General features: G+C 32.2%; 20 protein-coding genes. 9 read left to right on the top strand and 11 right to left on the bottom strand.

Going from position 1 to position 24,311, the window contains the following annotated elements; all coding sequences use genetic code 11:
* Positions 1–9: 9 nt before the first annotated feature.
* On the bottom strand, positions 10–3,033 hold the full coding sequence (locus ACYEKI_RS18560; RefSeq protein ID WP_459212711.1) for a SusC/RagA family TonB-linked outer membrane protein: 3,024 nt from the start codon (positions 3,031–3,033) through the stop codon (positions 10–12).
* A 240-nt stretch (positions 3,034–3,273) separates the two neighbouring features.
* On the opposite strand from ACYEKI_RS18560, the gene aspS reads away from it, so the two are divergent.
* From aspS to ACYEKI_RS18575, 3 genes are all read left to right on the top strand, one after another.
* Positions 3,274–5,028, top strand: a complete 1,755-nt coding sequence (gene aspS, locus ACYEKI_RS18565) for an aspartate--tRNA ligase (protein ID WP_459212712.1) — start codon at positions 3,274–3,276, stop codon at positions 5,026–5,028.
* 93 nt (positions 5,029–5,121) lie between these two features.
* Complete coding sequence (locus ACYEKI_RS18570) at positions 5,122–5,385, top strand: hypothetical protein (RefSeq protein WP_459212713.1); 264 nt, start codon at positions 5,122–5,124, stop codon at positions 5,383–5,385.
* 79 nt (positions 5,386–5,464) lie between these two features.
* Positions 5,465–5,656, top strand: a complete 192-nt coding sequence (locus tag ACYEKI_RS18575; protein WP_459212714.1) for a cold-shock protein — start codon at positions 5,465–5,467, stop codon at positions 5,654–5,656.
* A gap of 64 nt (positions 5,657–5,720) precedes the next feature.
* Here the strand turns inward: ACYEKI_RS18575 and ACYEKI_RS18580 are convergent, their stop codons facing one another.
* Positions 5,721–6,170: a nucleoside deaminase gene (locus tag ACYEKI_RS18580; protein WP_459212715.1), complete on the bottom strand. Its 450-nt coding sequence runs from the start codon at positions 6,168–6,170 to the stop codon at positions 5,721–5,723.
* A gap of 104 nt (positions 6,171–6,274) precedes the next feature.
* Here ACYEKI_RS18580 and ACYEKI_RS18585 point away from each other — a divergent pair, with 104 nt between their 5' ends.
* Positions 6,275–8,053, top strand: a complete 1,779-nt coding sequence (locus tag ACYEKI_RS18585; RefSeq protein WP_459212716.1) for a 1-deoxy-D-xylulose-5-phosphate synthase — start codon at positions 6,275–6,277, stop codon at positions 8,051–8,053.
* 56 nt (positions 8,054–8,109) lie between these two features.
* Here ACYEKI_RS18585 and ACYEKI_RS18590 read toward each other — a convergent pair whose 3' ends face one another.
* The 5 genes from ACYEKI_RS18590 to ACYEKI_RS18610 all read right to left on the bottom strand — a co-directional run bounded on the left by ACYEKI_RS18590 (position 8,110) and on the right by ACYEKI_RS18610 (position 16,993).
* Positions 8,110–10,725, bottom strand: a complete 2,616-nt coding sequence (locus ACYEKI_RS18590) for a T9SS-dependent M36 family metallopeptidase (RefSeq protein WP_459212717.1) — start codon at positions 10,723–10,725, stop codon at positions 8,110–8,112.
* Positions 10,726–10,836: 111 nt separating this feature from the next.
* The gene (gene dgt, locus ACYEKI_RS18595; protein WP_459212731.1) at positions 10,837–12,180 is read right to left on the bottom strand and encodes a dGTP triphosphohydrolase; all 1,344 of its coding nucleotides are present in this window, start codon (positions 12,178–12,180) and stop codon (positions 10,837–10,839) included.
* 118 nt (positions 12,181–12,298) lie between these two features.
* A complete protein-coding gene (locus ACYEKI_RS18600) occupies positions 12,299–14,758 on the bottom strand; it encodes a ribonucleoside-diphosphate reductase subunit alpha (RefSeq protein ID WP_459212718.1) in 2,460 nt (819 codons plus the stop codon).
* Between the two features lie 227 nt (positions 14,759–14,985).
* On the bottom strand, positions 14,986–15,963 hold the full coding sequence (locus ACYEKI_RS18605) for a ribonucleotide-diphosphate reductase subunit beta (protein WP_459212719.1): 978 nt from the start codon (positions 15,961–15,963) through the stop codon (positions 14,986–14,988).
* Between the two features lie 457 nt (positions 15,964–16,420).
* Entirely contained in the window at positions 16,421–16,993 is a 573-nt protein-coding gene (locus ACYEKI_RS18610) for a DUF3109 family protein (RefSeq protein WP_459212720.1), read from the bottom strand.
* Between the two features lie 119 nt (positions 16,994–17,112).
* On the opposite strand from ACYEKI_RS18610, the gene ACYEKI_RS18615 reads away from it, so the two are divergent.
* Positions 17,113–17,685, top strand: a complete 573-nt coding sequence (locus ACYEKI_RS18615; protein WP_459212721.1) for a MarC family protein — start codon at positions 17,113–17,115, stop codon at positions 17,683–17,685.
* On the top strand, positions 17,685–17,882 hold the full coding sequence (locus tag ACYEKI_RS18620; RefSeq protein WP_459212722.1) for a hypothetical protein: 198 nt from the start codon (positions 17,685–17,687) through the stop codon (positions 17,880–17,882). Before ACYEKI_RS18615 ends, ACYEKI_RS18620 begins: the two co-directional genes overlap by 1 nt.
* A 16-nt stretch (positions 17,883–17,898) precedes the next feature.
* Here ACYEKI_RS18620 and ACYEKI_RS18625 read toward each other — a convergent pair whose 3' ends face one another.
* The 4 genes from ACYEKI_RS18625 to ACYEKI_RS18640 all read right to left on the bottom strand — a co-directional run bounded on the left by ACYEKI_RS18625 (position 17,899) and on the right by ACYEKI_RS18640 (position 20,918).
* The gene (locus ACYEKI_RS18625; RefSeq protein WP_459212723.1) at positions 17,899–18,207 is read right to left on the bottom strand and encodes a hypothetical protein; all 309 of its coding nucleotides are present in this window, start codon (positions 18,205–18,207) and stop codon (positions 17,899–17,901) included.
* A 24-nt stretch (positions 18,208–18,231) separates the two neighbouring features.
* Complete coding sequence (locus ACYEKI_RS18630; RefSeq protein ID WP_459212724.1) at positions 18,232–19,809, bottom strand: S41 family peptidase; 1,578 nt, start codon at positions 19,807–19,809, stop codon at positions 18,232–18,234.
* A 9-nt stretch (positions 19,810–19,818) separates the two neighbouring features.
* On the bottom strand, positions 19,819–20,247 hold the full coding sequence (locus tag ACYEKI_RS18635) for a deoxycytidylate deaminase (RefSeq protein WP_459212725.1): 429 nt from the start codon (positions 20,245–20,247) through the stop codon (positions 19,819–19,821).
* An 86-nt stretch (positions 20,248–20,333) separates the two neighbouring features.
* On the bottom strand, positions 20,334–20,918 hold the full coding sequence (locus ACYEKI_RS18640) for a HupE/UreJ family protein (RefSeq protein ID WP_459212726.1): 585 nt from the start codon (positions 20,916–20,918) through the stop codon (positions 20,334–20,336).
* 205 nt (positions 20,919–21,123) lie between these two features.
* Here ACYEKI_RS18640 and ACYEKI_RS18645 point away from each other — a divergent pair, with 205 nt between their 5' ends.
* From ACYEKI_RS18645 to ACYEKI_RS18655, 3 genes are all read left to right on the top strand, one after another.
* Positions 21,124–21,948 carry a mechanosensitive ion channel family protein gene (locus ACYEKI_RS18645; protein WP_459212727.1) on the top strand — a complete coding sequence of 275 codons (825 nt, stop codon included), beginning with the start codon at positions 21,124–21,126 and terminating at the stop codon, positions 21,946–21,948.
* A gap of 111 nt (positions 21,949–22,059) precedes the next feature.
* The gene (locus tag ACYEKI_RS18650; RefSeq protein WP_459212728.1) at positions 22,060–22,851 is read left to right on the top strand and encodes a DUF3050 domain-containing protein; all 792 of its coding nucleotides are present in this window, start codon (positions 22,060–22,062) and stop codon (positions 22,849–22,851) included.
* Between the two features lie 349 nt (positions 22,852–23,200).
* On the top strand, positions 23,201–24,136 hold the full coding sequence (locus ACYEKI_RS18655; RefSeq protein WP_459212729.1) for a helix-turn-helix domain-containing protein: 936 nt from the start codon (positions 23,201–23,203) through the stop codon (positions 24,134–24,136).
* Positions 24,137–24,311 lie beyond the last annotated feature (175 nt).

Below are 24,311 nucleotides of genomic sequence, written 5' to 3' on the forward strand. Positions count from 1 at the left end.
TTTTTTGTATTAAAAATCAACTGCTAAGTGAAATAAATATCGTTTTGAAGATGGAAATGGTGTTACTTCAACTCCAGTTGATAATCCATTTGATCCAAAGTTTGACACTTCTGGATCATAACTATTGTAGTCAAAAATGTTGATTAAATTATTTCCTGAGAATCCTAATTTCACATTAGAAACATATCCTCTAAATACTCCTTTTAAAAATTTATCTGGTAAATTATAATATAGTCCTATTTCTCTTAATCTTAAATAAGAAGCATCCTCTACAAAAGGCGTCGCATTTCCATTTCTAAATGCATTAACTCTAAAAGGCCCATTTCCTAATTGTCCTGTAGGGTCTAATTCTATATCATCATAATCTGCACTTGTACCTCCAAAATCTGTTAATAGATTCGTTAAATTAACATTATCTCCACCTTGTTTCCAATGCCACAAAAATGATAATGTGAAATCTTTATATCTTATATTATTTGTGAATGTAACCTGAAAATCAGGTTCTGCATCACCTAATACAACTAAGTCACCATCGGCATTATTTCCAACAATTTGAGTAGCACTTTTTCCTTCTTCTATTCTAAATGTTCCTAATCCAGCTCCAAATCCACCTAAATTAAAAGCAGGAACATCTAATTCTGTAATTTCTGATTTATTCTTAAAAAACAAGATACCAGAGTTCCATTCAAAATCTTCTCCTTTGAACACATCTGCATTTAACGAAACTTCCACCCCTCTATTGGCCAAATTTCCTGCATTAGCAAATCTTGATGTAAAACCTGATGAAGGTTCCGTATTTGCTTCTAGAATAAGATCATCTACTGTTTTATTATAGTAAGAGAATTCTAAATTTATTCTATTGTTAAAGAATCCAGAATCAAAACCTATTTCAAATTCTTTTTGTCTCTCTGGAGAAATAGAAGGATCACCTAAAGTAACAGGTACTACAATTCCTACATTTCCATCAATTAATGAATTAGTGTATGCAGTAAACAATGCACCATTAGGAGCAAAGTTTCCAGCCTCTCCATAAGCTGCACGTACTTTCATTTGATTTAAGAATCCAACTTTCCAAAAATCAAACTTGTGCAAATTAACTGCTGCTGAAGCTTTTGGATAATAAAACAATTTATTAGCATCTCCATTATTACTTGATTTATCCCCTCTTATCCCTATTGTTCCTATAACTTTATCTTGATAATTGATTTCTTCTTGTATAAAGAATCCTGCATCTTCTTGTTCTTGTCTAAATTGGGTTACACTTACATTTGCTCCTTGATCCAAATTTGTTTGAGTTGCTATTAAATCTGAAGTTATATTTCTAACGGTATTTCTAGAAAATGTCTGCTTAGTTAAACCTCCCTGAGTTGTAAAACTCAACTCATTATTGGTATTATAATTATGTACTAAAAATGCCGAGTAATTTGCGTCTTTATTCTCTGTTGTACCTAAAGCCGAAACTCCATTTAACCCTTGAGGTGGTCTTTGAAATTGCAGTGTTTCAGGAAAAATAGCTGTTGTAATTAATTCATAATAATCAACTCCTCCTCTAAGTATTAATTTTAAATTAGATTTCTCACTTTCAAATAATCTAACATCCAAAGTACCTCCAGTAATAAATCTATTTACATCTTCTCTATTTGTAATCAAATCTCTTGTTTGTAGTGGATTTGATGCTGCATATGGATTGTCCGGATATACGCCATTTTCATCTGGGAATAAATCTGCCCAAGGTAATGTTGAAGTTAAAGCAACTCCGATTGTTGTTCCTGTATTATCATTATTAAAGAAACCTCTATCTGAAGATGAATTAATATAATTACTAGTCAATGTTAACTTTGCCCTATTTTCCCAAAAATTATGCCCTATATTAAACCTAATCGATTTCTTATCATATCCTGTATTCTTTACAATTCCATCTTCAGAATTATTAGAGAATCCTGCATAAAAAGAAGTATTTTCACTTCCTCCAGAAACACTAACATTAGTATTGGTAATAAATCCTTCTTCACCAAAAATTTCTCTTTCATAGTCCACTAATCTACCATTATCTCTAGCGTCTCTAAAGAGTGCTACTTGTGCATTAGCAGCATCTCTAGATTCCTGTTCTTCAACAGGGTCACTACTTGGATTAAAAAAGAAATCAAATACTCTATCTTCAGTAAAATTTCTTTGTCCTCTAAAGTTAATGATAGTATTAAAACCTACATCTTGAGAAAATGACACTTTTGTTCTTCCTTTTTTACCTCTTTTAGTCGTAATTATAATCACCCCTGCTGCTGCTCTAGCTCCATATATAGCCGCTGCAGACGCTCCTTTTAGTACTTCTAGACTTTCAATATCCTCAGGATTAATATCTGCTATCCTGTTTGATGGGTTATCTTGATTAGAAGCATTTCCTCCACTCGCTGCTCCAGAAACAGCATTTAATCCTGCTCCAGCTATACTATTATTATTAACGTATACTCCATCAACAATATATAATGGCTGAGAATTACCATTAATCGAAGTAACTCCTCTTAATTTTACTGAGATACCTCCTCCTGGTGCTCCAGAATTTTTAGTAACCAAAGCTCCTGCAAATTTTCCTGCTAATGCTCCATCTAAAGTAACTGGCGGAGTATTTCCTGCCAATTCCTCAGCTGTAATTGAAGCTACTGCATTTGCAGCATTACTTCGTTTAACCGAAGATGCTAATCCTGTTACAACAACTTCTTCTAATGCTGCTGCAGATTCTTGTAGCACAACATTTACTGTTCTGTTACTTTCTACTGTGATTTCTTGTGTTTCAAAACCTAAAGATGAATACACCAGAGTCACAGGAAACCCTCCTACTCTTATCGAGTAATTACCATCAATATCACTTGTTGTTCCATTGGAGGTTCCTTTTTCTATAATGTTTACAAATGGTATAGCTTCCCCCGAAGATCCATCTGTTATTTTCCCTAAAATGGTTTCTTGCGCCCACAAGACCACTGGAAAAAAAATAAATAATAGCAATAATAAATTGCTATAGCCCGCTTGTTTTTTCATAATGATTCGCTTAAATATTTCTTTAAAGCTATCAAAGATTGTCTAAAAAAAATGTTAACAAATAGCTAATCCTTGTAAATAACCATCAAATAAAAACACAAAAAACTATTTATTTAATTAAAAAAATCAATACTAATCATTAAAAAAGTTAATTTGATAACAATTTAATTTCTATTGATACTTCTCAATTTTTAGTACAAACTTCTTACTTTTGCATCTTCAAATATTAAAGACATCATCATGTATAGATCGCATACTTGTGGCGAATTGAATGCTACACATATTAATACTACTGTAACGCTTTCTGGTTGGGTTCAAAAAAGCCGTGACAAAGGGTTTATGATTTGGGTTGATTTACGTGATCGTTATGGAATCACTCAACTTATATTTGACACAGAAAGAACACCAAAAGATGTTGTTGAAAAAGCAAAAACATTAGGTCGTGAATTTGTTATTCAAGTTAAGGGATCTGTGATCGAACGTGAATCTAAAAATCCTAATATAGCTACTGGAGATATTGAAATTCTTGTAGAAGAATTAATTGTACTTAACGAAGCATTATTACCTCCTTTTACAATTGAAGACAATACTGATGGTGGAGAGGATATTCGTATGAAATATCGTTATCTAGACATTCGTCGTAATCCTGTTAAAAATAGTTTGATGTTCCGTCATCAAGTGGGTATGCAAGTGAGAAATTACTTATCAAATCAAGGATTTATCGAAGTAGAAACTCCTTATTTGATTAAATCTACACCAGAAGGTGCTAGAGATTTTGTAGTTCCTTCAAGAATGAACGAAGGGCAATTCTATGCATTACCTCAATCTCCTCAAACTTTTAAACAACTATTAATGGTCGGTGGAATGGACAAATATTTCCAGATCGTAAAATGTTTTAGAGATGAGGATTTACGTGCAGATAGACAACCTGAATTCACTCAGATTGACTGCGAAATGGCTTTTGTAAATCAAGAAGACATTCTTTCAATTTTTGAAGGTATGACACGTCATCTTTTAAAAGAAATTAAAGATGTTGCTATAAATAAATTCCCTCGTATGACTTATGACGAGGCTATGCGTACTTATGGTAATGATAAACCAGATATTCGTTTTGACATGAAATTTGGTGAATTAAATGCTGTTGCACAACATAAAGAATTCAAAGTTTTTAATGATGCTGAATTGGTAGTAGGAATTGCTGTTCCTGGAGCTGCTTCTTATACAAGAAAAGAAATCGATAAACTTATTGATTGGGTAAAGCGCCCTCAAGTTGGTGCTTTGGGAATGGTTTATGTTAAGTGTAACGAGGATGGCTCTTATAAATCTTCTGTAGATAAATTCTATGACCAAGACGATTTAGCAAAATGGGCTGAGGCAACAGGTGCCAAAGCTGGAGATTTAATCTGTGTGCTTTCTGGTCAAACTAATAAAGTTAGAGCTCAATTAAGTGCATTACGTATGGAAATGGCAGAGCGTTTAGGATTACGTAATCCTGAAGAATTTGCTCCTTTATGGGTAGTTGATTTTCCTTTATTAGAATGGGATGAAGAAACTGAACGTTACCATGCTATGCATCACCCATTTACTTCTCCTAAACCAGAGGATATTCCTTTATTAGAAACTGATCCTGGTAAGGTTAGAGCAAATGCTTATGACCTTGTTCTTAACGGTAATGAAATTGGTGGAGGGTCTATTCGTATTCACGATAAAAATACACAAGCATTAATGTTTGATCATTTAGGATTTACTCCAGAAGAAGCCAAAGCTCAGTTTGGATTCTTAATGGATGCATTCCAATATGGTGCTCCTCCACATGGTGGTTTAGCATTTGGTTTTGACAGACTAGTTGCTATCTTAGGTGGCCAAGAGACTATTAGAGATTTTATTGCTTTCCCTAAAAACAATAGTGGTCGTGATGTTATGATTGATGCTCCTGCTGCTATTGATAATGATCAATTACAAGAATTAAGTATTCAACTTTCTATTCAAGAATAATATACTTATATCATATACACTAAAAAGAGCTCTATAATAGAGCTCTTTTTATATCCTTTAAACATATCGTATCTTTGCTAAAATTCATTTCAAATGAAATATGTTATTCGCATCTTATTTTTTGCTTTATTAATTTCTGGAAGTATTGGGTTCTATATTAAATCTCAAGATCCAATTGTAGGAAATCGCATTATAGGTATTACTGTTTTGGCTACTTCTTTTATTTTAATGCCTTTATTTATTTATCACCGCTGGAAAGGAAAAAATGTAAAAGATTATTTGCTTACTGATGATAATCTTAAAAAAATGAAAGATTTTAATAATAGTAAGGAAAAAAACAACACTAATTCACTGTAATAATTTACATTTATTTAACAAACCCTTTTTTTTTAACACTTACCTTTGTTATATTAAATTACATTATTACGTTATTACAATGGAAGGAACAGTTAAGTTTTTTAATGAATCTAAAGGTTATGGATTCATTGTGAATGATCAAACAGGAAGAGACATTTTCGTTCACGCAAGCGGTTTAAACGGTGAAGTTTTAGCCAAAGGAGATAAAGTAGAATATCAAGAAGAAGAAGGTAGAAAAGGGGTTATTGCCTCTAGAGTACGCGTTCTTTAAAACATATATATTCAAAATATTTCGAGGAAAGAGGCTGTTGATATCAAAACAACCTCTTTTTTTGTTAATTCGTTTTTCTTCTTTCTTTAAAAAATCGTTGTAATAACTCACTACATTCTCTTTCCATTACTCCTCCATTAAGTATTGTTTTGGGATGCAATTTGGTTCCTAAAGCAATGCAGCCTCTTTGTTCATCTCTTGCTCCATAGACAATACGACCTATTTGGCTCCAAAATAATGCTCCCCCACACATTTGACAAGGTTCTATAGTCACATACAATGTGCAATCTTTTAAGTATTTTCCTCCTATAAAATTTGCTGCCGAAGTAATTGCTTGCATTTCTGCATGTGCCGTTACATCATTTAATCGCTCTGTAAGATTATGTGCTCTTGCGATTATTCTATCCGCTACTACAATCACTGCTCCAATAGGAATTTCGCCTTCTTCAAAAGCTAATTCTGCTTCTTGATAAGCTTTACGCATAAAATACGCATCGTCAAAAGGTGTTATCATCTAATTATTATCATCGATTATACTGCAAAAATACGATTTCAAAATAGTATTTTTGTTTTCGCTATAGCTTTATATATTGTAAGCAAAGCTTTAATTATTTTTTTATGAAAGCATCCTTACTTTCTAATATTACCTACCCAGAAGATCTTCGGAAATTAAAACCAGAAGAATTACCTTTTTTAGCTAAAGAATTACGTGATTTTATTATCAATATAATAGCTACCAAAGAGGGGCATCTAGGTGCTAGTTTGGGTGTTATTGAATTAACTATTGCTTTACATTATGTCTTTAATACGCCTGAAGATTTACTTGTGTGGGATGTAGGGCATCAAGCTTATCCCCATAAAATTCTTACTGGTCGTAAGGCTATTTTTCATACGAATAGGCAGCTTAATGGTCTTAGTGGCTTTCCTAAACGTAGCGAAAGTATTTATGATACTTTTGGAGTAGGTCATTCGTCTACTTCTATCTCGGCTATACTAGGTATGGCAATTGCTTCAAAATTATCTGGTCATCACCATAAACAACACATCGCTGTGATAGGCGACGCATCAATTGCTAGCGGTATGGCTTTTGAAGGTTTGAATCATGCTGGAGTCACTGATACAAACCTTTTAATCATTCTTAACGATAATGCCATCGGAATTGATCCTAGCGTAGGTGCTTTAAAGGAGTATCTCACCAAAGCTCTAATTGGAATTAAGCCTCATCATGATAATATTATTGAAGCCTTAAACTTTAATTATTTTGGTCCTATCGATGGTCATGATTTTAATAGTTTATTGGACACTTTAGAAAAACTAAAGAATACTCCCGGACCTAAACTACTTCATATCATTACAACAAAAGGAAAAGGATTAAAAAAAGCCGAGGAAAATCAAGTAAAATATCACGCTCCAGGTAAGTTTAATAAACATACGGGTGAGTTATTACCTAAGCCAGATACGCCACAACCACCCAAATATCAAGATGTTTTTGGTCATACCTTAGTTGACTTAGCAAAGCAAAATGAAAAAATCATAGGAATCACTCCTGCTATGCCTACAGGAAGTTCTTTAAAATATATGATGGAAGCATTTCCTGATCGGGCATTTGATGTAGGTATAGCTGAGCAACATGCTGTAACTTTAGCTGCAGGTATGGCTACTCAAGGTTTAATCCCTTTTTGTACCATTTATTCTACATTTTTACAACGTGCTTATGATCAAATTATTCACGATGTAGCCTTGCAAAATCTTCCTGTAATTTTTTGTATAGATAGAGCTGGATTAGTAGGTGCAGATGGCGCTACACATCACGGTATTTTTGATATCGCTTATTTACGTTGTATTCCTAATATGGTAATAGCAGCACCTGCAAACGAAATTGAACTTAGAAACCTACTCTATACGGCTTCTCTTGGCATTTCATATCCATTAGCTATCCGTTATCCTAGAGGTAGAGGGACTATCTTAGATTGGAAAAAACCATTTAAGGCTATTACATCTTATAAAGCTAAGTTAGTACATCAAGGATCACAACTTGCCATATTATCTACAGGCACTATTACAAAAAATGTAAAAGAAGCTCTTCAACAGCATGTTTCGCCTCATTTAATAGCGCATTATGAGTTTTGTTTTATCAAGCCTTTAGATTTAGATACATTACATACTATTTTTAAAAGTTTTAAAACCATTATTACTATTGAAGATGGTTGTATTACAGGTGGGTTTAGTTCAAGCATATTAGAATTTGCTAATCAGCATCATTTTACTGCTCACCATATTGATGTTTTAGGAGTTCCTGATGAGTTTATACATCAAGGCACTACCGAAGAGCTTTATGATTTATGTGGTATCTCTCCTAAAGCTATTTTATCAAAAATAAATTCGTATTTATCATAAATTAAAAAAGCCTGAGAGCATATGTTCTCAGGCTTTTTTAATATCATATCTTAGTCTTATTGCACAACTAATTTTGATGTAGTAACCGCTGAGCCATCTTCTGCCTCAATTCTCAATACATATACTCCTGCATTAAGATCTGCACTTACTTGATATACGTTTTCTAATTGCGCATTTTGCTTAAATACTGTTCTACCATTAAGGTCATAAATAGTGATTGCACTATTACCAATATTTTGCTTCACTCTAATGTTAAATACTCCATTAGAAGGATTAGGTTCTATAATGAATACTCCTTCATTAAAATCATCTGTACCTAATGTTTGACAATCAAGCTCTGATGCTGGTGGCATATCAAAAGCTACTGTTTGATCTGTTCTATTATTTGAGGATCCTTGATCTGCGCTATATCCAACTCCTCTTCTTGCAAAAACTTCCCAAATTAAACATTTGTTAGCTTCGCTATTTGGTAATTGATCTGCTGCTGCCAGGATACCATCTCTACCGTCAACAAAACCTGGACTACAGCTTTGTAACTTCATTCCGTCCATTACTAATTGCATAGCCAAGTTATTTCCTCCATTTCCGTTATAAAGATCGGCATCAAAACCATCTCTTTCTATAAATGCCCATGATAAATCCCAAAGGATAGCTGCCCAAATTGATCCTATTCCGTGAGGTCTAGTAAATTGTGCTTCGTTAGCAACATCTTCATAAGTAACTGGATTTACAGTCATATCTGTACTGTATGGGAAAGGCCTGATTCCTCCTCCTGTAGTAGGCTGACCAATAGCAAAAGTTCCTATTCCTCTTGCATCTGTTCCTTGATCCCCAGGTTCTATCGTCATCATTAAAGCTACCCAGTCTGACCAACCTTCACCCATTTGCTCAACATTTCCTAAACAGCTTGCATTAGCTGGTCCTCCTGTTAATCTATTTGAGATTCCATGACCGTACTCATGTGCTATAATTCCGTTATCAAAAGATCCGTCTTCTGCTACATAATCTTCAATTCTTACTCTACCAATAGTAGCATTCATTGATTCTGACGATAGCGCTGAGATAATTGTCTCTCCATCTGTTCTATTGATACTCATTGCTGGGATAGTAATAGCTCCATCGCCACCTCCCATTGTTATGTTTCCATCTTGATTATTTACCACTAATACAGCAACTGCTCCTGCATTTTGACAAGCTATTACTTTTGCTGTAAAGTTACAGGAACCTCTTCTTACTACTGCTATTTTACCATCAAGCTCAGCTCCATTTGTAATTGCACTACAAGCATCATTAGGATCTGGATCTGCATTGTCATCTATAGCTAAGGCAACATCTGCAGTAATTCCAGCTGGTAATAAAGGTGGTTGTACATTTCCTGGGAAAAAGTTGTTATCTATCGCTCCATAATTTCCTGCAATAGAAGTATTGTTTATAGTAAAACGAACTACTTCATCCGGGTTCCATACAAACATCGACATCACTGGATTAAATCCATCTGGTGGTGTTCCAAAAGTTGCATTATTTAATCCTGATCCGTCTTGAGCATCTGCTAAAACGTGATCGTTTCCTGTTCCTCCTTTTCCGTAGTTATTAGTCTGGAAGTTACCTGATTCTTCATCAAATCCATACTTATACCATACATCGTGAATTACATTATTCACATAGAATAAATTTGTTATTGATGCGTCTTCATAATCTGCTATTCTATCTGATGCATCATAATCATAATCAAAAATTAAATCTGCACCTCCGTCAGGTCTATGCCCAACCCCATTATTTCCGTTTCTATCTTCTGTAGCTAAAACATTGTTTCCTGTAGTAGTTGTATGCTCTGCTCCAGCAACACCATTTGTATCGTGCCACCCAAAAGGAGAAGCTTCATTATCTTCTTGACCAGAAACTAACTGTCTTGCTCCATGGTTAGGACTTTCTACATATGGTAATGGAAATACTCTATATGATGGATTCATCACCATATTTGCACTTTCTGCTTTAGATTCTAATACAGAAGTAGTGTTTATCTCTTTTGACTTTACTTGAGCATGTCCATGATTTTCGAAAGTACATTCTAATATCCAATCATTTTTTTCTAAGAGTTTTCCGTCTTTAGCATCAACTCTTACGCTATACCAGTTTTTACCATCTACTGTATGGATACTTAAATCCCATGATAGTATTAAACGGTCGTCTTTTTGCTGATACATTAAACGTACAGGGATATTATCTACAGATACATCTCCTCCAGAAAATAAAATATCATTTCCTGATTTTCTTTCAATAACATCAAGCCCTCCTGCATTTCCAAGCTCTAAGGCAGCTACTGCTTTTCTTATAGCTTCTTCTGCATTAATTTCTGGGTTAATTCTATTAACCTTTGTTGCTAAGTCATTAATGTATTTTCCTGCAAAGTGAACAACTTCGCCATTTTTAATTGCAAAGCTACCTACAGCATTATGTACAGGAATGTTCTTATATTCCTGTATTGCATAGACATTAATAACTTTAGACTTTTTTGAATTTGACATAGATTGGATTTTTAATCCTTCTACGTCTGCATTACGCATTCCTGAATTTCTTAAATAATCTTTTAGAATTTCGCCATCGACGTTTTGTGCTGAACAAAGATTTATCCCTAACACAAACATCATTAGTTTGAGGTAAAATCGTTTCATAAGTAATAAAATTGAGTTTTAAGTTAATTGTGTGATATTTTGCAATTTATTAAAAAACATTTTATTACAAAAACTGTTTTTTACCTCTTTAATCTACAAGTGTAATATTATTTACACTTTTAATCCTTTAATTTTTTGAAACTTCATTAATGCATTTCCATCCGTTAAACTCGCTACATACTTGCAAATACTGATTAATCTCGTATAAATATCAAGACTTTTATAGTCAAAATGCTCGCCTTCAGCTTTTAGGATTAAAGTATCATAATTGGATAATTTATTATCATTATATCGATCTGCTGCTCCGCAGTATTTATCTAATAATGTCGCTAATATCTCATAACCAGCTATTTCCTTTTCCACAACTTCTCTACTCTGATATATTTTTGAGACACATAATTTTATAATATCATTAATTTGTGCTTCATATTTACTTTTATCGATTAATGCAGCATCAAATGTTCCTAATAATATCTTTTCTTCGTTCGCTACAAAAATAGCGGCAGCTTCTTGTATAAGTGTATTAATAGCTAATGCTCTTAAATAACTTAATCGATCTGCTGTAGTTGATAAGCTATGATATTTTGAAGTATTTATAGATTCTTTAACCAAATTGATTAAATATTCTAGCGCGTATTCTTCTTGAATCAATCCTAAATTAATTCCATCTTCAAAATCTATAATGGTATAACATATATCGTCTGCGGCTTCAACTAATAAGGATAACGGATGACGACTATAAGTCATTTCTCCATTAATAATATTAGGTATCAAACCTACTTCTTCTGCTATATCTTTAAAAAACGCTTTTTCACTTTGAAAATATCCAAACTTTTTATGTGCTACATGAGCTGTTGGTTTTTTGGGTAACGATTCTTTAGGATATTTCATAAAAGCTCCCAAAGTTGCATAAGAGAGTCTTAATCCTCCTTCTATTCCTTTTCTAGATTCTGTTAATATTTTAAATCCGTTAGCATTTCCTTCAAAATCTATCAAGTCTTGATATTGTTTAGGAGTCAAATACTCTTTATAAGCTAATCCTTTTCCTGTTTTAAAATATTCTCCTATAGCTTTTTCTCCAGAATGTCCATAAGGAGGGTTTCCTATATCATGTGCAAGGGCTGCTGCTGCTACAATAGCTCCAAAATCATTAAAATGATATCCGTGAACTTCGGCTAAATGAGGATGTTTTTCTATAATTTTCTTTCCTACTACTCTTCCTAACGAACGTCCGACAACTGATACCTCTAGACTGTGTGTTAATCGTGTATGAACAAAGCTTGTTTTGGATAAGGGTATTACTTGTGTTTTATCTTGTAAACTTCTAAAGGCTGACGAAAATATTACACGGTCATAATCTACTTCGAATCCTAATCGTGTTTCGTCTTGTTCTATACGTAATCGTTTATTTGTATCTCCAAATCTTTTAAGTGACAGGAGTCTTTCCCAGTTCATCATCTATTTTAATATATAAAAATACTGTTGCTTCTATTTTGCTTCAAAAATAACTAAAAAGAGAAGCATACAAACGTAGCTTCTCTTTTAATATTGCGTTTAATAATTTTTATTAGGGTTAAGAACCACACATTAAACAATCATCTCCCTCACTTTCTTTTGATTGTTGTATTATTGCTTTTAGTTCTTCTGGTGTTAATGCACTTCCTTCTACAGATACTGGTTGCGTATTCATCATAGGTTTTGGTTTTGATTCCATCACCTGAGCTGCCGCTGCTGCTACCTGTTTTGTTTGAGGAGTTTCTTTTTTATCATTACTCAATGTAAACTTAATAGCATCTACTGCAGATTTTGTTCTTAAGTAATACATTCCTGTTTTTAATCCACTTTTCCATGCATAAAAGTGCATCGATGTAAGTTTTGCCATCGTTGCTCCTTCCATAAATAGGTTCAACGATTGTGATTGATCTATAAAGTATCCTCTATGTCTAGACATGTCTATAATATCTTTCATACTCATCTCCCATACTGTCTTATATAAATCTTTTAATTCTTGTGGAATGATATCTATTCCTTGAATTGACCCATTAGCTCTCATGATCGCATCTTTAAGTTCATCACTCCATAGATTTAAACTTACCAAGTCTTCTAGTAAATGTTTATTTACAACAATAAATTCACCTGATAATACTCTACGTGTATAGATATTACTTGTGTATGGTTCAAAGGCTTCGTTATTTCCTAATATCTGAGAAGTTGATGCAGTAGGCATTGGTGCTACTAATAAAGAGTTTCTTACTCCATTTTTAAGCACTTGTTCTCTTAGGTTTTTCCAATCCCAGCGACCGCTTAATTCATCATCTTTAATCCCCCACAAATTGTATTGAAATTCTCCTTTAGAAATCGGCGAACCTTCATAAGATTGATATGGTCCGTCTACAACCGCTTCTTCCATAGATGCTGTTACTGCTGCAAAGTATAATGTCTCAAAAATCTCCTGATTCAATTTCTTTGCACTATCACTAGTAAATGGCATTCTAAGTTTAATAAAAGTATCTGCCAATCCTTGTACTCCTAATCCAACTGGTCTGTGACGAAAGTTTGAGTTTTCTGCTTCTTTTACTGGGTAATAGTTGCGATCTATTACTCTGTTTAGGTTTTTGGTAACTCGTTTTGTAATTCTGTATAATTCTTGGTGATCAAAAGCTCCATCTTTGATAAACATAGGTAACGCTATAGAAGCCAAATTACATACTGCTACCTCATCTGGACTTGTATATTCAAGAATCTCTGTACATAAATTTGAAGAACGGATAGTTCCTAAATTTTGTTGGTTTGATTTTCTATTAGCTGCATCTTTATATAACATATAAGGAGTACCTGTTTCTATTTGAGATTCAAGTATTTTCTCCCATAATTCACGAGCTTTAATCGTTCTACGTCCTTTTCCTGCTTCTTCATATTTAAGGTACATATTTTCAAAGCTTTCGCTATGAACATCAAAAAGACCTGGACACTCATTAGGACACATTAATGTCCAATGTCCATCTTCTTCTACACGCTTCATGAATAAATCAGGAATCCACATTGCATAGAATAAATCTCTTGCTCTCATTTCTTCTTTTCCGTGATTCTTTTTAAGATCTAGAAAATCAAAAATATCTGCATGCCATGGTTCTATATATATTGCAAATGAACCTTTACGTTTTCCTCCTCCTTGATCTACATATCTCGCTGTATCATTAAATACTCTAAGCATAGGTACAATTCCGTTTGAAGTTCCATTAGTACCTGCTATATAAGACCCTGTAGCTCTAACATTATGAATAGATAATCCTATTCCTCCTGCCGATTGTGAAATCTTTGCAGTTTGTTTTAAGGTATCGTAAATCCCATCAATACTATCATCTTTTGTTGTTATTAAAAAACAAGATGACATTTGAGGTTTTGGTGTTCCTGAATTAAATAGTGTAGGTGTAGCGTGTGTAAAGTATTTTTTTGACATTAACTCATAGGTCTCAATAGCAGCATCTAGGTCATTTAAATGAATACCTATAGAAACCCTCATTAACATATGTTGTGGTCTCTCGGCTATCTTACCGTTAATCTTCAATAAATACGATCGCTCTAAGGTTTTGAATCCAAAATAATCATATCCAAAATCACGATTATAAATAATTGTAGAATCTAATCGATCTTTGTTAGCCATAATTACTTCATATACATCATCTGCAATTAATGGCGCTTCTTTATTAGTTCTAGGGTTTACATAAGCATACAAATCCTTTACTACCTCTGAGAAAGTTTTCTTTGTATTTTTATGTAAGTTAGATACCGAGATACGCGCTGCAAGTTTTGCATAATCTGGATGCGTAATGGTCATTGTAGCTGCAATTTCGGCTGCAAGATTATCCAATTCGCTCGTCGTTACTCCATCATATAAACCTTCTATCACCCTCATAGCCACCTTAACTGGGTCTACAAGTTCATTCAATCCATAACACAATTTTCTTACCCTTGAGGTAATTTTGTCGAACATAATTGGCTCTTTACGGCCGTCCCTTTTTACTACATACATACGCTATTATGGTTTTATATTTTTCTAAAAAGTTAATACAGTATACCCTCTGCACTTTTTAGAAAAATGAGTTAAGTTAATACCAACACTTTGTTTATATAACAAAGTATCTACCTAATTTTTTAAATGTCTATTGTTTTCCTTTTATCCCCTTTCTACAACCACCTTAAATGAGGTAGCTTACTGATTTATCAGTATTTAATAGAAGTAGTTATCTTTTACTCTGATTAAAAATCGGCGTCAAAGCTAATTTTATTATCGTCTGCATCTTTATTTAATACTCCCGCTTTTTGATATTCTGAAACTCTTTTTTCAAAGAAGTTTGTTTTCCCCTGTAACGAAATCATATCCATAAAATCAAATGGATTAGCGGTACCGTATTCTTTTTCACATTCTAATTCGACTAGTAATCTATCTGTTACAAACTCTAAATATTGTGTCATTAGGTTTGCGTTCATACCAATCAAACTTACAGGTAATGACTCTGTAATAAATTCACGTTCTATATCTAAAGCGTTCACGATAATCTCTCTAATACGTTCTTTAGGAACTTTATTTATCAAGTGTTTATTGTGAAGGTGAACTGCAAAATCACAGTGTACTCCTTCGTCTCTAGATATTAATTCATTAGAAAAAGTTAACCCAGGCATTAATCCTCGTTTCTTTAACCAATATATAGAACAGAACGCTCCCGAGAAGAAAATACCTTCTACTGCAGCAAATGCAATTAAACGTTCTGCAAATGAATCTGATTCAATCCATTTTAATGCCCAATCTGCTTTTTTCTTAATTGCAGGAAAAATCTCTATTGCTCTAAACAATTGATCTTTTTCTTTTTCGTCTTTAACATAGGTATCAATAAGAAGTGAATAGGTTTCTGAATGGATATTCTCCATCATAATTTGAAATCCATAGAAAAATTTAGCTTCACTATATTGCACTTCATTAACAAAGTTTTCGGCCAAATTTTCATTCACAATACCATCTGATGCCGCAAAAAAGGCTAGGATATGTTTTATAAAATAACGCTCATCATCATTGAGCTTTGTTTTCCAATCTGTAATATCTTGGTGTAAATCTATTTCTTCTGCTGTCCAGAAGCTAGCTTCCATCTTCTTATACCAATCCCATATATCATGATGTTTAATAGGAAATATCACGAATCTATCTTTATTCTCTTGTAAGATCGGTTCAACTACGCTCATGCTCTTTAATTCTAAATTTTGTGCGATTAATTTTGTCGTCATCATTGACTAGAACAAAGATCAGAAAATACCTCAAATCTATCTCTTAAAAAAGCGAAACGTTTTCAACAAAGTTTTCAACACAGATGTAATTTCTTACAAATCAGTCACAACCAACAAAACATACATAAACAACTATTTATCAGGTGTTTAAAATTCACAAAAAAAGATATAAACATCCTTGTTAGCAACTCTCGGAGCGCTTATATTTTCGCTTGTTAAGCGCATTTCTAAGCTTACATTTTTGGCACTATTCAACACTTTTAAAACACCTATATTTTTATATTAATAACTCCTAAAAAAACATTCTTTTTTTAAGTTTAAATACCATCTAATTTTATTCTATATCTATTTATAAACAAAAAAAGCAGTCTAAATTTTCATTTAAACTGCTTTGCGATCTTTTGCTATTTTCTTATTATTTCTTCTTAAAAGTTTCAGCCATTTTTTCTAATTCCATATACCAATCTTCACCAAACTTTCTAACTAAAGCTTCTTTTACAAATTTATAGACTGGCACTTGTAATTCTTTTCCCAATGAACATGCATCATCGCATATCTGCCAATGATGATAATTTACTGCCGCAAACTCTGTGTAATCTTGAACTCTAATAGGATATAAGTGACACGAAACTGGTTTTTTCCAGGAAACTTCGCCTTTATTATAAGCCTCTTCTATTGCACAAAGAGCTGTTCCTTTATCATCAAAAATCACATATGCGCATTCTTTTCCATCTATCAATGGTGTTTCTAACTCTCCTTTATCTGTTTTAATCGACGTACCTTGTGTTTGGATTGCAGCTCTACCTTCTTCTCTTAAATAGCCTTTAACTATAGGATAAATTTCTTCTAATATTTCTACTTCTGATTCCTCTAGTGGCGCGCCGGCATCTCCTTCTACACAACAAATCCCTTTACAAGCATTAAGATTACATACAAAATCCTTTTGTATTACATCTTCTGATATTATAGTTTTTCCTAATTGAAACATGTCGCAAAGATACTTCTTATCATCAATAATTTTTATACTTAATTCGTCTTTTTATTTTACTTTTATAAAAAGTATATCTATACTTTTGTTTATTTTTTTAACTATAAAAGAGCTTTGTTATGAATTTTAATTTCAAGGAAATAATCACCGCTAGTATGATTCTTTTTGCTGTTATCGATATAATAGGGAGTATTCCTATTATCATTGATTTACGTAAACGTGTAGGTCATATTCAAAGTGAAAAAGCATCTATCGTTGCTGCTATTTTAATGATTCTCTTTTTATTCCTAGGAAAAGAGATTCTTAATCTTATAGGGATTGATGTAAACTCTTTTGCTGTCGCAGGTTCTTTTATTTTATTCTTTATTGCTCTTGAAATGATTTTGGGTATTCAGCTTTATAAAGATGATGAACCTGAAACAGCAGCTATTGTTCCTCTCGCTTTCCCTCTTATTGCTGGTGCAGGAACCATGACTTCTATTTTATCGTTAAGAGCCGAATATCACACTTCTAATATCATTGTTGCTATTTTAATCAACATCCTTTTTGTTTATATTGTTTTAAAATCATCAGGAAAAATCGAAAAAGTATTAGGAAAACAAGGAATTGGTGTGATTCGTAAAATATTTGGTGTAATTTTGCTTGCAATAGCAGTTAAGCTATTTACTACCAATATTAAAGGTCTTTTTTAATGAAATTATTTATTTATTTTTTAATTGTAGCAGCATTTGGCTTATTAATTTATAATACTACTTTACTTAATTTTAGTAATCTTCTTGATGGAGATAGTGGTGTAGCGCTTATAGGTGTATTAGCCTCATTATGTGTTATTGCTCTTATGCTTATCCTACTAGTTTCTAGAGCTATTGCTGAGAAAAAAGGAAGGTAACTATAGCTATATAAATCTATTTTAATAAGATAAAAAAACTTATAATCACGATAGGAATAAGCACTACTGTAAGCATCATAAATACATTATGTAATCGCCTAAAGACTAGTGCTTTTTTCAATCTTCTTTTTACTTCTGGATCTTGAGTAGTTTTTATATGTTGTTTAATCAGTTTAACTGAAGCATATGAAGAGTCTATTATAATCTCTTTACTCAAAAAAATTGCAGTACTATTATCCAATAACCTAAAGGTTACTGCTATAATAAACATTATCAATGGAGAGCAAACAGCTATTGCTATTAAATATTCTTTAAATGCTGACATGGGGTAGCCTGTTTTTTACTTACATTAGTTCTTTAATGATAGTACTCTTTGTATCATTTTATTGCTTTGATTAATATATCTTTCAAATTCACTTGTCCCAAATAATTGTTGTGCCATGGTTGCTTTTATATACCTTTTCATTTGTGATTCATAATCTTCAAGATTTAAAACAATTTTTCGTTCTTTATTATATTGAATAAAATCTTTGATCATTTCATCATCTATTTGTACTTCATTATCAAACTCTTCTAATGTCAATCCATTATAATAGACTCTATTTTCATCCATTTTTTCAAATACAAATCTCGCAATAAAACCTGACCTCAACATATAATCCAATGTTTCTCCTACTCTAGTAGTATCTTTACTCACAAAAATATCGGGTATGATACCTCCTCCTCCATAGACGATCTTTCCTTTAGGCGTTTTAAATTTTAGAGAATCTACTACTTGAATACTATCTACATGCTGTAATTCTCCATTTTTATAGCGTTCTAAATATTCATTAAAATATTCTTCATTCCCTCCTTTATACGAACGTTGAATTGATCTTCCTGTTGGTGTATAATATCTAGAAATAGTCAATCGTATAGCACTACCATCTCCTAAAGACATTTCTCGTTGCACTAATCCTTTACCATAAGACCTTCTTCCTATGATTAATCCTCTATCATTATCTTGTATCGCTCCTGCAAAAATCTCACTAGCCGATGCCGAATTTTCATTAAGTAATACATATAATTTACCTTTTTCAAAACTTCCATCCTCCGTAGCGTAATTTTCTTCTACAGCTCCTTTTTTATTTTTGGTAAACATGATTAATGTTTCATCTTCTAGAAACTCATCTGCCATTTTTAATGCTGGTGCTATAAAACCACCTCCATTATCTCTTAAATCAACAATTAATTCTTTTACTCCTTCTTCTTGAAGTTTATCCAAAGCTTTTTTAAATTCTCTATAGGTAGTTTCTGCAAACCTATTTACCTTGATATATCCTATAGAATCATTTACCATATAAGAAGCATCTACACTATATAATGGTACATGTCCTCTCTTAACAGTTACATCAAAAACTCCTTTTCCTTTTCTATAAACTTTTAATAATACTTTACTATTGACTTCACCTTTTAATCGATCTGCTAATCGTTCGCTTTCTAACCGTTCTCCATAAAGCGTATCTTTATCGGCCATCAAAATACGATCTCCAGCTATAATTCCAGATAACTCACTCGGTCCCCCCTTTATCGTATTGATTACAGAAATTGTATCCTTATAAGGATAATAGGTCACTCCTATCCCTATAAAATCTCCTTGCATACTCTCTGTAATACCCTCAAGCTCTTCTGGTGGAATATAAATAGAATGTGGATCTAGGTTCTCTAATATTTTATTTACGGTAACCTCTACTATACTATCTGTATTGATTTCATCAACATATTCATAGTCGATATAATCAATAAGTCTGTTTAGTTTTTCTTTCTTTTTATTATAGGAAAACAGTGTAGTTGAAGCGTCATTAAAATCCAATTTACTTCCCAAAAAAACACCTAGCCCTAGGGTCAATCCGATTAAAAATGGCCAGTATTTCCTTGTGTCTCCCATATTTTTTTCTTAATCTAAGTCTGTTATTTGCTCTATTTCTACCCCTGCCTTTTTCAAAAAAGCTAAGCCTGAATCATCTTTATATTTATCAAAATATACAATACGTTTAATTCCTGCTTGATGTATTAGTTTACTACATTCTCTACATGGAGATAATGTAATATATAAGGTTGCATCTCTACAAGACTGTGTTGAAGAAGCTACTTTTAAAATCGCATTGGCTTCTGCATGTAACACATACCATTTTGTGTAACCTTCTTCATCTTCACAATAATTCTCAAATCCAGTAGGTGTACCGTTAAAACCATCGGATATTATCATACGATCTTTAACAATAACTGCGCCAACTTGTTTTCTTTCACAATGAGAAAGTTTCCCCCATTCTCTTGCAATACGCAAATACGCTTTATCGTATTTAAGCTGCTTCTTTTTTGACATAAAATGTATGCTATTACCCTATCTGTATAACCAAGATACAAATATATTTTTGCTAAAGTCTAATTTGGTTTAAAGAAGATTGATTTTTACCATATTTTATTTCTAAGTAACATTGGTATTACCATACCTATTACTATTGAAGAAACTACTAAAACCCAATCTCTTCTCGAAAATCTGAATATAGTTTGAATTACAAAACTGATAATTAAAAGTAAAAAAACAACGATTAATTGTGCTGCTTCGATTCCTAATGCAAATTCTAGTAGCGGAATTATTTTTGAACTTGTATTACTACTTATCGCTCTAAAATAGTTTGAAAATCCTAGCCCATGTATAAGTCCAAAAAACAAAGTTGAAAACAATAGCATTCCCATTTTTGTCCCTTTAGGGTTTTTACCTGCTGTAAATACATTAAATAGTGCTGTAATCAATATTGTTACTGGTATCAAAAACTCTACTAGATTAGCATTAACATGAACAATATTATATGTTGCTAATATTAAAGATAATGTATGACCTATAGTAAATACTGTCACTAATCCCAATATTCGTTTCCAATGCTCAAAAGAATATGCTACGGTTAATACTATTAAAAATAAGACATGATCATATGCTTGCCAATCTAGGACATGGGTAATTCCTAATTTAAAATAAAGCCAAAATTCTGACATAGTAATCGGTTTAGAGGTCGGGCTAATGTACAAATTAATAGGAGAATTAAGAAATAGCTTTTTGCTTCTTATTATGCTTTTTAAAGAACAAAAATTCCTTTTATCGATTTTCTTCTAAAAAAAGATGCCTTTATGCTTTTTTATCCTCTTTCCTACTATAATTTTGCAAACTCAACTAATATCAAATTAAATACCGCTTAAAATTATGGAGAATTTGGATGTTCAAAAATGGATGGACAAAGGAATTGACTTTGCTTCTTCTTATGGATTAAAAGTAATTGGAGCTATTGCTATCTGGATCATAGGATCATGGGTAATCAAGAAGTTAATGAAAGGAATCACTGCTTTAATGCTTAAAAGAAATTATGACGAAAGCTTACAAAAGTTTTTAGTAAATCTTTTAGGATGGGTTTTTAAAATCTTATTAATCTTAGCTGTATTAGCTAATTTAGGTGTAGAAACTACTTCGTTTGCTGCTATTATTGCTGCTGCTGGTCTTGCTATTGGTATGGCTTTACAAGGATCTCTATCTAACTTTGCCGGTGGTGTTTTAATTATGGTTTTCAAACCTTTTAAAATAGGTGATGTAATCGAAGCTCAAGGTGTTATTGGTAAAGTAAAAGAAATTGAAATTTTTACCACAAAAATTCTTACGCCTCAAAATCGCGAAGCTATTGTTCCTAATGGTACTTTATCTAATGGTAATATCATTAATTATACTGCCGAAGGTACTTTACGTGTAGATATGAATATCGGTATTGGTTATGGAGATGATATCAAAAAAGCAAAGGATGTTCTTATGAGTCTTTTAGAAAACAATCCTAAAGTATTAAAAGACCCAGCTCCTACGGTTGCTGTTAGTGAATTAGGTGATAATGCTATTAATCTAGTTGTACGTCCATTTACTAATGCAGAACACTATTGGGATGTTCATTTTGAAACTTTAGAAACTGCTAAAAATGCACTAGATGAGGCTGGAATTTCTATCCCTTTTCCTCAACGCGATGTGCATATTCATAACGTGCAATAACCAACTTAACCATTAACTATATTGAAAGCGGTATACATTTTTGTATATCGCTTTTTTGTTATTTCTATTTTATATTCTTCTTATTTTTGCTGCCATTATTAATTTGTGATTATGAATACTAGGATTGATTTTATAGAAAAAGAACTTTCTCCTTTAAGAGAGTCATTAACTCAACACCCATTATATAACCATCTTCATTCTATGGATGACATCCGTATATTTATGGAACATCACGTGTTTGCTGTTTGGGATTTTATGTCGCTTCTTAAAGCTTTACAACAACATTTAACCTGTACTTCAATACCATGGATTCCTACTAGTAATCCTACTATTGCTCGTTTTATTAATGAGATTGTTCATGGAGAAGAAAGTGATCTCAATGAGAAAGGTGAACCTAAAAGTCATTTTGAAATGTATCGAGACGCTATGATTCAAGTCGATGCAAGCACTCTTATTATTGATAATTTTATTCGAGATATTATCTCGTCTCAAGATGTTTACACTACTATACAACATATTAATATTGCTGATGCTGTAAAGAATTTTGTGAAATTTAGTTTTGATTGTATTTATACAAAACAACCTCATATCATCGCTGCAGCTTTTACTTTTGGGAGAGAAGATTTGATCCCAGATATGTTTATAGAAATTATAAAAAAATCTAACAAAGAGGAAGATTATAATAAATTAACTTATTATCTAGAACGTCATATCGAACTGGATGGTGACGAGCATGGGCCTCTGTCATTACAGATGATTACTGAATTATGTGATAACGATAGTCAAAAATGGGAAGAGGTATTAGCTATTAGTAAAAATGCATTACAACATCGTATTTTACTATGGGATGCTATTTATCAAGCCATCACTCTTACACATACTCCTTCTTTATCTGAAGCTTAATATCATTCTACATAAAAAAAGAGATCATAATATGATCTCTTTTTACTTATATCATAAAATTCGCTTTTTCAGAAACACAAACACCTCATTAACAGAAACACAACAACAAATCAAAACAAACAAGAATACTTAATCTTTTTAACCCTAATATCTTCTATATTTCATTTTTTTAATAAAATTCATGCAATTATATTAAAAATAATGATTGATTTACACAATTATATATCGTTTTTGTTCAAATAGTTCTTTTATAATTTTTCTATTTTTAGCTAGTCTACAAATATTCTTTATTCTATAATAATTATGTAGATAGGGAAAGACATCATCAATAAAAAAATACATGTATTCTATGGACAGTACTCCCCATGTCCCTTCTTTTTCTACAGAAGAGTTTCGTTCTAATTTCTTTTTAAAAAATAAGAGTGTTGATCAATTATTCAAAGCTGAATATGAACATTTTTTGATAGCAAAATTTTGTGATTTTAAATCATTTATAAAGATTCCTACTTCATTTTATAAACGTAGTGTCGCTCAACTTTTCTTTATTACTAAAGGTCATATGCTTAAAGGTTGTAACCTAGAAAAAGTAACCATCGGTGCTAATCAAATTCATTTATGGCTTCCTCATCAAGTCGCAACTATAGAGCATTTTTCTGATGATATTGAAGGTTTTTATTGTCATTTTGACCTTGACCTTTTAGAACATTATAGTTCTCCTTATTTTATCAATGAGTTATATACCTTACAAGATTATATGCATTATAGTGCTGTAAATTTACCTCAAGATGCAGTTCTCTCTATAGAAAACATATGCACTCGTTTATACCAAATCTATCATAATCAATCAAATAAAGATTTAACAAGTTCTTATCTCTATATTCTTTTAAACGAAATCAAGCGCAATACACCTATAATTTCTATTGAAAGTACCTCTAATAATCGAGCTACAGAATTAACTAAAGCCTTTAAAAAATTATTATTTCAAAATATTGAAAAAGAACAAAACTTACACTTTTATGCTAATCAATTGTGTATTACTCAAAACCACCTTAACAAATCCATAAAACAAATTACTGGAAAAACGGCTAGTACTTGGCTTTATGATATTCTAATTCTAGAAGCCAAAGTACAATTAAATCAAGGCAATTTATCAATTGGAGATGTTGCTTTCTCTTTAGGTTTTGAGAGTCAATCCTATTTTTCCAAGTTCTTTAAAAAACATACAGGCATACTACCTTCACAGTTTAGAAAAAATATGTCAAAACCTCCTTTAAATAATATATAATACTATTACCTATATTTTCAGTTAATTGAAGGGTTAAAGATTATGAGTCGTCCTAAAATAGGTTGACAGTTTTTAAATAAGATATAGATTAAACCAGAGAAGTTAACTTCGCTGGTTTTTTGTTGTGTATAAAATTAGGTGTTTTCATATTAAGAGCCATATGAGGTCTTAGATT

Origin of the sequence: Aquimarina rhabdastrellae (assembly GCA_947387485.1) — a bacterium.
Lineage (GTDB): Bacteria > Bacteroidota > Bacteroidia > Flavobacteriales > Flavobacteriaceae > Aquimarina.